Source organism: Nostoc sp. 'Peltigera membranacea cyanobiont' 232, from assembly GCF_002245985.1.
GTDB lineage: Bacteria > Cyanobacteriota > Cyanobacteriia > Cyanobacteriales > Nostocaceae > Nostoc.
In genome coordinates, this window is sequence record NZ_NOLK01000006.1 from 106,488 (window position 1) to 117,450 (window position 10,963).

General features: G+C 40.6%; 10 protein-coding genes. 4 read left to right on the plus strand and 6 right to left on the minus strand.

Going from position 1 to position 10,963, the window contains the following annotated elements:
* Window positions 1–66: 66 nt before the first annotated feature.
* The 3 genes from CDG79_RS03730 to tyrS are packed head-to-tail and all read right to left on the minus strand — an operon-like array spanning window position 67 to window position 2,729.
* Window positions 67–789: a hypothetical protein gene (locus CDG79_RS03730; RefSeq protein ID WP_223278001.1), complete on the minus strand. Its 723-nt coding sequence runs from the start codon at window positions 787–789 to the stop codon at window positions 67–69.
* Window positions 786–1,517 carry an orotidine-5'-phosphate decarboxylase gene (gene pyrF / locus CDG79_RS03735; protein ID WP_094340840.1) on the minus strand — a complete coding sequence of 244 codons (732 nt, stop codon included), beginning with the start codon at window positions 1,515–1,517 and terminating at the stop codon, window positions 786–788. Before pyrF ends, CDG79_RS03730 begins: the two co-directional genes overlap by 4 nt.
* Before the next feature lie 21 nt (window positions 1,518–1,538).
* Window positions 1,539–2,729 carry a tyrosine--tRNA ligase gene (tyrS, locus tag CDG79_RS03740; RefSeq protein WP_189524871.1) on the minus strand — a complete coding sequence of 397 codons (1,191 nt, stop codon included), beginning with the start codon at window positions 2,727–2,729 and terminating at the stop codon, window positions 1,539–1,541.
* Window positions 2,730–2,902: 173 nt separating this feature from the next.
* On the opposite strand from tyrS, the gene CDG79_RS03745 reads away from it, so the two are divergent.
* On the plus strand, window positions 2,903–4,828 hold the full coding sequence (locus CDG79_RS03745; protein ID WP_094340843.1) for a transglycosylase domain-containing protein: 1,926 nt from the start codon (window positions 2,903–2,905) through the stop codon (window positions 4,826–4,828).
* An 84-nt stretch (window positions 4,829–4,912) separates the two neighbouring features.
* On the opposite strand, the gene CDG79_RS03750 is transcribed toward CDG79_RS03745, so the two are convergent.
* Entirely contained in the window at window positions 4,913–5,236 is a 324-nt protein-coding gene (locus CDG79_RS03750; protein ID WP_094340846.1) for a DUF1825 family protein, read from the minus strand.
* Window positions 5,237–5,362: 126 nt separating this feature from the next.
* Complete coding sequence (locus tag CDG79_RS03755; RefSeq protein ID WP_094340849.1) at window positions 5,363–6,265, minus strand: J domain-containing protein; 903 nt, start codon at window positions 6,263–6,265, stop codon at window positions 5,363–5,365.
* A gap of 189 nt (window positions 6,266–6,454) precedes the next feature.
* Between CDG79_RS03755 and CDG79_RS03760 the strand changes: the two genes are divergently transcribed.
* A complete protein-coding gene (locus CDG79_RS03760; RefSeq protein WP_094340852.1) occupies window positions 6,455–6,829 on the plus strand; it encodes an NINE protein in 375 nt (124 codons plus the stop codon).
* A 141-nt stretch (window positions 6,830–6,970) separates the two neighbouring features.
* On the plus strand, window positions 6,971–7,504 hold the full coding sequence (locus CDG79_RS03765; protein WP_094340855.1) for a ComEA family DNA-binding protein: 534 nt from the start codon (window positions 6,971–6,973) through the stop codon (window positions 7,502–7,504).
* 94 nt (window positions 7,505–7,598) lie between these two features.
* Here the strand turns inward: CDG79_RS03765 and lepB are convergent, their stop codons facing one another.
* Complete coding sequence (gene lepB, locus CDG79_RS03770; RefSeq protein WP_094340858.1) at window positions 7,599–8,171, minus strand: signal peptidase I; 573 nt, start codon at window positions 8,169–8,171, stop codon at window positions 7,599–7,601.
* Window positions 8,172–9,503: 1,332 nt separating this feature from the next.
* Here lepB and CDG79_RS03775 point away from each other — a divergent pair.
* Window positions 9,504–10,415 (plus strand): polysaccharide deacetylase family protein, encoded by a 912-nt coding sequence (locus CDG79_RS03775; RefSeq protein WP_094340861.1) that lies wholly within the window; start codon window positions 9,504–9,506, stop codon window positions 10,413–10,415.
* The last annotated feature ends 548 nt before the right edge of the window (window positions 10,416–10,963 follow it).

Consider the following 10,963-nt stretch of genomic DNA (forward strand, 5'->3'; position numbering starts at 1 on the left):
GTAGACGGTCAAAATTCCGTTCTACCATTCTTTTGACACCAAGTTAATATTTCGGACAGGTCTAATTCAGTCCACTAAGCGTGGACTTTCGCTCACAGCACGCATCTGTCGGACACTTCCAGCTTGACAATCGCGTAACCAAGTTTTAACCCCTTGGGCAACAGTGCCGTTACTACTATCCCGTGGCGGCGATAATGGCTGCTGTGCTGAATTGGAGCTAGTTTGAGAAAACATCATCACTAAACGCCAACCAGTTGTAGTTTTAGTCAACAACAGCCAGTGGAATTCCTGCAATTCTAACGCTTTCCTTCCTATGTACTGCCGTCCCAAAGTAGTAAAGAAAACTTGCTCAATTCCTGATGCAGAGTTTTTAGATGCATCTGCACCATATTCTTCAAGATTAAGGGGCAGAGGAGCAAACTCAGGTTTTCCTGCCACTAGCACATAACTGTAAATATCGCTGCTTCTGCTAAGGCGACGGGCGCGTTGAGTAGCGCGATTGGTATAACTAGGTAAATCTGCGAGTAGCTGTATAGTTAATGTTTCTAAATTTTGCTCAGAACACCAAGACTTCGCCCCGTCGTTGACATTTTCCCTTTCTGCTATTGCCGAGGGGTTAGGGGTGGGGTTTGTCGATAACGCTGGATAAGCAAAGATATTTGCTCCGAAAACCCAAAAGCCACAAGCTAAAAGCCAACTATAATTTTTCTTCCTGAATGAAGAGGCAAGATTTTTCTGCCCTACACCCTGCACCCTATCCCCCAGTTTCTCATTGACTCTTAGCTTCATGCCACTGTGGTTAACTCCTCAGAAATCCTCCTCCAAGCTAACTCCGGCTCAGTAGCAGTAGTTATGGGACGGCCAATTACTAGATAATCTGCACCGGCAATAATTGCTTGGGCTGGGGTGAGCGATCGCTTTTGATCGCCAATATCAGCCCAAATTGGTCTAACTCCCGGACAAACTAGCAAAAAGTCATCTCCACAAGTTTCTCGCAACTGTGCCGCCTCTTGGGGCGAACAAACTGCCCCATCCAATCCCGCCTCTTGAGCCAGCAATGCCATTTCTAGGGCGTATTCTGGTAATTCTAGGGGAATCTTTAAATCAAACGCCAACTGTCTAGCAGAAATGCTCGTTAACAAGGTAATAGCAATTAACTTAGGCGGTTTTACACCCGCTTGGGCAGCCCCTTCTTGTGCCGCTTCTGTTGCAGCTTTCAGGGCTTCAATACCAGATGTAGAATGAATTGTCAATAAATCTACCCCGTAACGAGCCGCACTACGACAAGCACCAGCAACTGTGTTCGGGATATCGTGAAACTTTAAATCTAAGAAAATGCGTTTTTCCTTGGACTTGATAACTTCTAGAATTTTTGGGCCAGTGCTGGTAAACAACTCTAAGCCGACTTTCCAAAAACCGACTTGCGGGAGTTGATCTATAAGAGCGATCGCACTTTCTTCATCTGGCACATCCAAAGGCACTATAACTCGTTTTTGTGCCTGTTCCCCATTCCCCATTCCCTACTCCCCACTTCCCATCTAAGGCACTAAACGCACAAACTTATTTTTCCCAACTTGTAAAACCTTACCTTGTAACTGGGCAGAATCAGCAAAAGTAGTATCAACATCGGTAATGCGATCGCCATCTAAGCAGACACCACGCTCTTGAATTTTCCGCTTGCCTTCGCTAGTACTTTTACACAAGCCGCTAACGCATAAAATATAAGCTAACTTAGCGGGAAACTGCGATACCTTAGCTAGAGAAAATTCAGGAACTGCACCTTCTTTACCACCACTTTGGGCTGCTTCTTTTGCTTCTTTAGCGGCGGTTTCGCCGTGGTACTGCTTGACAACTTCATAAGCTAAAAGTGTTTGGCGATCGCGGGGATTTTCTGGCAAATTATCCAAAGGTAAATCTGTCAGCAGTTCAAAATACTCCTCCAGTAGATTATCTGGAACCCCTTGTAATTTTTGATATTTTTGCCCCGGATGTTCCGACAGCCCAATATAATTACCTAAAGACTTGGACATTTTTTGCACCCCATCTGTACCAATCAAAATTGGCAGCAGCATCCCAAACTGAGGCTTTTGACCAAAATGGCGCTGCAAATCTCTGCCTACAGCGATGTTAAATTTTTGATCTGTCCCTCCTAATTCCACATCTGCTTCAACAGCAACGGAATCGAAACCTTGCATTAACGGGTATAGGAACTCATGGATAAAAATCGGATTCTCTTTCTTATAGCGATCGGCAAATCCTTCTTTCGCCAACATCTGCCCCACTGTCATCGTCGAGAGTAACTCCAAAATTTTCTCTAAGTTGAGCTTAGAGAGCCATTCGGAGTTATAACGCACCTCTAACCTTCCTGGTGTGTCAAAATCCAAGATAGGACGTACTTGATCGAGATAAGTCTGGGCATTTTGGGCGACATCTGCTTCTGTAAGCTGACGGCGCACCTCAGATTTCCCAGTCGGATCGCCAATGCGTGCTGTAAAATCGCCAATAATTAAAACTGCTATATGGCCTGCATCTTGAAACCCTCGCAGTTTCCGTACTGGTATGCTATGACCGAGATGAATATCAGTACCAGTAGGGTCAATCCCAAGTTTGATCCTCAAAGGTTGGTTTGTAGTTAGCAAAAGCTTTTCTAGACTTTCACTGTTAACATCAACTGGTTGTGGAAAAACTTCTACAACACCACGACGCAGCCAAGAAAAATCTTGCGTCATACTAGAAAATCCACTGTTAGCTATGTTTTGCCCGCTAGAAGTTAAGTTGGTTATAAACACTTGCAATTTATCCACTTTCTCATCTGCCAAACTACTATAATTGCAAAAAATTAACCGCCTTGCTTCGTCCAATCAATTACAGTTAAATTTATAAGAGAGGAAGTGAAATCGCCGTGTCGTCTTCTAGGACTTTTGAAGATAAACAGCCACAACGTCGGGCTTCATCAGGTTTTGAGTTTTTGAAAGGAGTCGGTCAGGTAACTGGCGGTACTCTCCTCTCAATTACCATGTTGGCAAGTTCCATTGTAGCCGGAGGACTGGTTGGTTTAGCCATTAGTTTCCGTAACTTGCCAGATGTAAGACAGCTACGTAACTTCTTTCCCTCAGAAACAACTTACATCTATGACGTTAAGGGTAAACTTTTAACGAGTATCCACGGGGAAGCCAACCGGGAAGTCGTACCCCTGGATAGAATTTCCCCGAATTTAAAACGGGCTGTATTAGCAAGTGAAGATAACCACTTCTACGATCACCACGGTATTAACCCTACTGGTGTTGGCCGGGCTATAGTAGTTAATGCGGTAGCAGGTGGAGTCAAAGAGGGTGGCTCTACTGTTACTATGCAATTGGTAAAAAACCTGTTTTTATCTCAAAAACGTGCCTTTACCCGCAAGTTAGCGGAGGCAGTGCTAGCAATCAGGTTAGAGCAAATTCTTACCAAAGACCAAATTTTAGAAATGTACCTCAATCAAGTTTATTGGGGTCATAATAATTATGGTGTACAAACGGCAGCCCGCAGTTACTTTAATAAGTCATCAGAATATTTAACCTTGGGTGAGTCAGCAATGATGGCGGGTTTGATCCAAGCACCAGAAGAATTCAGCCCCTTTGTGAGCATGAAGCTGGCAAAACAGAAACAAAAAGAAGTGCTGGGGCGGATGCTGGAATTAAACTGGATCGACCAGTCTGAGTATGACAATGCCCTCAAGCAGGAAATCAAACTTGGTAAAATCAAATCCTTTCAAGGTAGTGCCCTACCCTATGTAACCAACACCGTAGCGCAGGAATTGGCTAAAAAGTTTGGGCGTGACACACTACTCAAAGGTGGGATGCGGGTGCAAACTACAGTTGATGCCAAGTTCCAAATAATGGCAGAGGAAACCGTCACTAAGTGGCATAAAGCACTTTTAGATCAGGGATTATCTAAAAACCAAATGGCGCTGGTGTCAATTGATCCGCGCACACATTTTATCAAAGCATTGGTAGGCGGTATAGATCCTAAGACCAGTGAATTCAATCGGGCAACTCAAGCTCAACGCCAACCCGGATCTTCTTTTAAACCGTTTGTATATTATACTGCTTTTGCTACTGGTAAATATACGGCAGACTCAACAGTAGAGGATTCTCCAGTCAGCTATCGAGATGGTAACGGTTGGTACTCACCCAGAAATTACGATAACAGTTTTAGGGGATCGATGCCAATTAGAACAGCTTTAGCCCAGTCACGAAACATTCCTGTAATCAAGATTGGTAAGGCTGTGGGAATGAATCGAGTGATCGAAACTTGTCGTACCTTGGGTATTATGAGTCCGATGGAACCTGTTACTTCCTTGCCTCTTGGTGCAATTGGTGTTACACCTCTGGAAATGGCTAGTGCTTATGCCACATTTGCTAATTATGGTTGGCAGTCACCACCAACTGTAATTGCTCGTGTCACTGATAGTAGTGGTAATGTATTGCTAGATAATACTCCCAAGCCTCAGCTAGTTCTCGATCCTTGGGCATCAGCAGCAATTCTTGATGTGATGCGATCGGTAATTTCTGAAGGTACTGGTAAAGGTGCTGCGATCGGTCGTCCAGCCGCCGGTAAGACGGGAACAACATCATCAGAAAAAGATATTTGGTTTGTTGGTACTGTGCCACAGTTAACAACTGCGGTTTGGGTAGGGAGAGACGACAACAGACAATTAGCTGACCATGCAACAGGTGGTGTTATGGTCGCTCCCATCTGGAAAGATTTTATGGAGAAGGCACTTAAGAACACACCAGTAGAAAACTTCAAGTCACCTTCTCAGTTTTCTCGCCCCAAGTCACAATAATTTGAGATTTTGGGTCGCAGCTTTGGTGCGCTTCTAGCGCAATTTGGATTTTGGATTAATTGCCAATCCAAAATCTAAAATTGACTAAGCCTGTTTTTCTAGCTCGGCTTTCATCCGTTCTAAAGTGAGGTTCATTTGGTCAAACATTTGTTGCGGGGTGATACCGAACTGACCTAATTGCGTTTTCAGTTGTTCTACGGTCATTTGTGCCATGAAATCTTCTGATAACTCGAAGCGCTTCATAAAGATGCGATATCGATCCATCATGGCTTCCATTTGCTCAATAAACAGCTTTTTGCCATCGCGGTCAAATTTGCCGTAGTTATTACCAAGCTTGATTAGCGCTTGATAATCATCAAATAGCTGTTTTGCTTCTTGCTGAACGATCTCAGAATCGAAGAATCCCATATTGCTTATACTAAACTGAGCGCCCAGACTCAGCAGCTTAATAGTTTTACTTCTATTTATTATTTTAGTCTAGGTGAGTAATCTAGTGACGAAGCTTCGGTTTTAGTACGGTTTGTTACCGAAATTTCAACACTTGACTTGAGAACCTTTACCCTTTGTAAACCGACTTAATAAAGCAGCAATACTCATAGCTTTAGCCATTGATTTCGGATTGGTGTTTTCACCTGGTTGAATCTTCAGTCCGGGAGCGTATTTCAAAGCTAGTGAATTTTGGGGATTCAGTTTTAATGCTTGACAGATGTAAACCCTAGCCATCCCCATAAATTTCTGTTGGAGATGTACCAAACCTAACAAGGCATAATAGTCGCTGTTATTTGGCTCTAACTTGATGGCATCGCGCAGTTCTTGCACAGCTAGGGCCCATTTGGCTAGCCTGACATATTCAATAGCTCGCTCGTAGTGACGTTGAGCGTAGTTTGTCAAAACTGGTTCAACTGGGTTGACTTCTACTTCCGGGATGATGGGAACAGCTTTTTGTGGTAGGAAAAGGTGTGGTTTATGCAACCGTAAATAAACTAGATTCAGTATACTAATTTGTTGCGTCACCTGATAAAACTGATCTAGTGATTTGTATTGAGCTTCTGCATAGCAGGCGATCGCTTCTTCGTAAAACAATTCTGCTTCAGGTGTAGACATTTCCGTAATTTCATGAGCGATGGCACTTTGAGAAGACAAAGACTTCTGCTCCAAAACTCTGGTATCCGATCGCAGCATAGCGATCGCAATCAAGCGCTTCTGTCGGTGTTTCAGTTGTTCATAAGCTGGATTGATTAAATGGCTAAATATTGCTGTTGCTAATTTTTGGTCTGGATTGCAGTTTTTGGCATAGCGATCGGGATGTAGGAGTTTCGCTAAAGTGTGATAGCGTTTGAAAATCTGGCGATCGTCAGCAATCACAGAAATTCCTAGCACAGCGTAAGGATCGCAAAGCTTTTCAACCCATCCCGGCGGTAGTAAGGTCTGTGACATAGTAGTAATAAAGCTGTTAAAAACTTAAAATTAGCATCAAAGCTCAATGCACAGTCATGTGAAACTTACTCAAATTTCTTCAAATACTAAATTGTGCGTGGAACTTCCCATCCAAAAGTCTGAAGGGCAAGACAAGGTAGTTGACTATCTGATTGTAGGAACTGTGTTATTGGTAGATTTATTATAAATATGTTGACTAAGCGCAAAAGTCGAAGTGTTGCTGCTGTTTTAGCTTTTTCTGGCACGCTGACAATTTCAGGATTGCATAAATTCTATCTAGGACAACCGTTGTGGGGTATTTTGTATGTGCTGCTTTCCTGGACACCTATCCCCAAGGTAGCTAGTGCCATTGAGGCAGTTTGGTATTTAGCCCAAGATGAAGAAGCTTTCGATCGTAATTTTAATCTCGGTAAGTCAGCAACAAGAAACTCACAAAAAGTAAGTAATCAGGTAGGAGCGATGGCTGAGGCAATGCGAGAATTAGATGCTTTGCGCCAAGATGGACTGATTTCAGAGTATGAGTTTGAACAAAAGCGCCGCCAATTGCTAGACCAGATTTCTTAAATAATTCGTAATTCGTAATTCGTAATTCGTAATTCGTAATTCGTAATTATGTAAGCGAAAAGGGGATTTCAACCCCAATCGCATTACAATCAACCCTTATGGGATGGGGGCTTGACTTCAATATTGGTTAAAGTAAGCGATATGAATAACTGGCTACCTTTGAACCCCAGACTGCAAAAGCTCCGCGCCAAACTCCTCAACGATCCCTACTATCGCCTCCAATCTGGGGAAGAAATTCAGATAGCGGCAAAATTAGGTATTCGCATTGATGCAAATCAAGCGACTGTAGATGATTGGTTACGCCTTCCAGGATTGTCAATTCACCAAGCGCGATCGCTTGTAGAACTTTCGCATTCTGGTGTTAAATTTTACTGTATTGAAGATATTGCTGCGGCTTTGGCTATACCAGCGCCGCGCCTGGAACCATTAAAGCCTCTGCTAAATTTTATTTACTACGATGGCGAATCTCTAGACAATCCGACCCATTTAGTCAATCCGAATACAGCAACAGTGGAAAAGTTAGCACAAATTCCATTTATAGATTTGTCTTTAGCAGAAGCAGTAGTTCAAAATCGGCAATCAGTAGGGCCTTACCGTAACCTAGCTGATTTTCAACGACGGCTAGAGTTAAGTGGTGATGCGATCGCCCAACTGATGTATTATTTAAGATTTTAAGTTAGAAGTTTTAAAATAACTACTAACTCTGCCAATTTTAGATTTTTAATTGAAGGAAAAATCTAAAATCCAAAATTGAATGACTCCTAACTATTTAAATAAATCCAATACGATCGGGAGGCCAAAAACGAAATGTTGCCCGACCGATAACATTTTTTCTGGGTAAAAAGCCCCAATAGCGAGAGTCATTACTATCATTGCGGTTGTCTCCCATAACAAAAAATTCGTCTTCTGGGACTTTCACTGGTTGATATGGCTGATTTGGTGGTTCAGCAATGTAGTCTTCTGCCAATGGTTGACCGTTGAGATAGACTTTGCCAGAATCAACACTAATTACCTCACCAGGCTGACCAATAACCCGCTTGATAAAAGCTTGGTCTTTGGGATATCCCCGACGTTGTAATTCTGCGGGTGGCTGAAAAACAATAATATCTCCAGTTATGGGAGGGTGAAAATGGTAAGACACTTTTTCAACTACCAAGCGATCGCCAGTATGTAAGGTTGGCAACATCGAATCAGAAGGTATATAGCGGGGTTCAGCGATAAAAGTCCTGATCGAGAGTGCTAAAAATAATGCGATCGCAATTAAAATCAGATTTTCTTGCCAACTACGCAATACTTTCAACGACGCAGTATCTTCTTTTGCATCACTTTCGTGAGGAATCATAAAAGTTTTTAGCCAGTTTCAGAAGTGGGACAAATACCTTGATTATTTTGACTCAAAAGGTATAGAGACGCTACGCATAGCTTGCTTCTTTGCAGGAGTACGTTTAGAGCGAGTCTGCGAGCGTCGGCAGAAGATAGAAACTTTCTGTATGTATATTTTGTACCTCACTTATTCACTTTAGCAAAAAAAGGCAAATAGCAGTCTTGCTGAAAACTTAGTTAAAAAAACTATTAAGTAATATTACATAGATTAAACTACTTCGTAAATGTTTTTTAAAATACGAAAGCCATTGCAATACGCGATCGTAGTAAAAAACATTACATTTTAATTTTAGAATTTAATGATTCAATAGATGACATACTACTCCAAATTTTAACTTGCCTATACACATAGGATTATTTTCGGTAATTACACGGTAACAGTATATATTAAAGTGTACTATGAATGATATATGAACCTCTTTTGCGATCGAGCAGAAAATTAAAAGAAAAAAAGCTACTAGCAATTTAGGCTTAAGTATCAGCATCAAAAATAGAGTTAAACTGCCGATAAAATTATTTTTGCTGAATGAGTCAAAAGTGTATAGATTAATGAATAAATGCCCCTTGGCAATGAGAAACTATATTTAATCAATTTTCGTCTGTCTATTTCATAGAAAGTACAAGGCAACATTCTGTCAGTTTAAAATTTAACTTTTTCTTAAAAAAGAAGAAATAACAGCAGGCAGTAGAATATATCTTAATTAACTAATAGTTTACTAAACTATTTTTTGGAAGATACCCTCTCCTTGTCAGTAGTTTTGTATATTAATCAAATAATGAACTAAGTTGTAAATTATACAACTTTACTGTCAGACAGTCTGACGATAAAAACTTCAGCCTGCAAAAATTGTAAATTGTAGGCAAGACAGTTTAGTTCATTTTATTTGTAAAGCTATAAAACTTGAAAGTACAATGCTGCCTTAGCTGTGAAGTGAAAGACAGTAACTGATTCAAAACTTCTATTAAGAGGATTTTGGGGTGTGGTTAATTATCTAATTATGCTTCTTCTTAGAACTAGAGATAAGGATCTAGAAGTACAGACATTGCCTTTTATGAATGGGTTTTCATTAAACAGTAGTAACTATTGTATAAGCGCTTATCTAAATATAGAGTATCTAGATTTAAGTTAAAGCTGTGTAGTCTGTCTTCTCGATTGTGAATTTCGGTTAGTTTAAATTCCAGTTTTCAGCATTAGCAGAAAGTAACTGGTATCTTAAAATATCTAAAAAAATGTGCTATGACGTACCGGCATAAGTGTGGTTGATGATTCGATATTTGAAGGAGCTATGAGGTGGAAAACAATAAGTCGTTTCTGTGGCCAGAAGGAATATTAATTGCACTGCTTGCTTTAGGTGGTGTTTTTAGCCTTGCTTTCATGATGCTTCTAAGACCAAACGCTTCAGAGGCTCAAAGTAGACAAGGTATAGATATTAAGGATGTAACTGCAAACGTAGGAACTCAGCAGCGAATTGAGAAATTAAAGGCGGCGATGCTTACAAGTTGGCAGCAAGAAGCACAAACAAAAGGACTGTCTTACGCTCTACCGTCACGTTTTCAAGGGGCAGTAATTGAAGCGGCAAAACTCACTCAGGGTGAAAAAGTGATTGCTCTCACCTTTGATGATGGCCCTTGGCCTGACACTACAGAGCAAGTACTAGATATTCTGAAATCAAATAATATCAAAGGAACGTTTTTTGTTGTCGGGCAGAACCTAAAAAATTTTCCAGAAATAGGAAAGAAAATTGTAACTGAAGGTCACGTTATTGCTAACCATACTTGGCATCACTGGTATCACTTCTTTAATCAACAAGCGGCAGCTTATGAAATTGACCGCACAACAGACCTAATTTATCAAATTACAGGTGCTAAAACAAATCTGTTCCGACCGCCTGGTGGTATGCTGCACAATGGATTATCTGCTTATGCGAAAGGACAGAAGTATGCTGTGATCATGTGGTCGGCTGACTCCACAGACTACAAATTACCACCTGTACCAAAGTTGATCGATAACGTAATTAAAGATTCCAAACCTGGTGGTATTGTGCTGATGCATGATGGTGGTGGCAACCGTTCTAGAACTGTACAAGCTTTGCCAGAAATTATTAGCAATTTTAGAAAACAAGGCTATCGCTTTGTGACTATTCCAGAACTTTTAGAAATGGAAGATGCAGATAAAAAGCTGCTTGCTAACAAAAAGCAATAATTATGAATTATGGTTAATTTGTCAATAGTAATTGGCTAAAAACTAAAATTAATCATGAATAATTTAGATTATGCGGGAACCAGGCGATCTAGCATTATCAATGCTTCTCACAATATTTTTGGCATCACCTTTTCCTGAACCACCAAGCAATCGAGAGTCATTAATACTTCTCGCAATAATATTTGGGCTACCTTTTTTTGGAGGAGCATTTGCTGAATAGCTACTCTACTTATCACAAGGAAAACCAATTTTTTCATTGAAATATTTAGACTATTAATTGGTGCTATCGGAGGGTATGAAGGTCTATTAATCGGGTTTATTATTCTTAATAAAGATTCATTTAAAAATCAAAACGAAATACTTAAATTAATTATTGATTTTCATTATGCAATACTTAAAGTAATTATTAATTTTCCTCAAATTGATTTGAGATTATTAATTCTGGGTATGTTAGGGGCAATAGGTGCAAGTATAGCTATATTTATGATGAGAAAGGTCTTTCGCTGGGGTTCATAAATTCCTAAACTATAAATGTAGGACTCATATTT